Genomic DNA, 250 nt, shown 5'->3' with positions numbered 1-250 from the left:
TTTGCCAAACTATAAGTGTTAACGTGTCGCAATTTCAACAGCATTACGGAATGAATGCGCAGGTTGCTGCTATAGAATGCATATATGCATTTTTGTAAAGAATAATGAAGAAATATGATGCGAGATATTTAGCTCCTGGGCATCATGGAGATGATAAAGTAGAAACGATTTTAATGCGCCTTCTACGACGGAGTACTCCGAAAGGCTATCAAGGAATTGCAGTGAAGCGTCCTTAACATCTGTCTCTTAT

1 pseudogene is annotated in these 250 nt (G+C 38.8%); it reads left to right on the top strand.

The window, feature by feature from the left end:
• A pseudogene (locus JDS98_RS29765) lies at positions 1 to 230 on the top strand (PP-loop family protein); the annotation flags it as partial.
• Positions 231 to 250 lie beyond the last annotated feature (20 nt).

Origin of the sequence: Bacillus cereus group sp. N11 (assembly GCF_016483605.1) — a bacterium.
GTDB classification, from domain to species: Bacteria; Bacillota; Bacilli; order Bacillales; family Bacillaceae_G; genus Bacillus_A; species Bacillus_A toyonensis.
The sequence above is the reverse complement of the archived record's forward strand: the minus strand, read 5'-3'. Positions and strand labels throughout refer to the sequence as shown.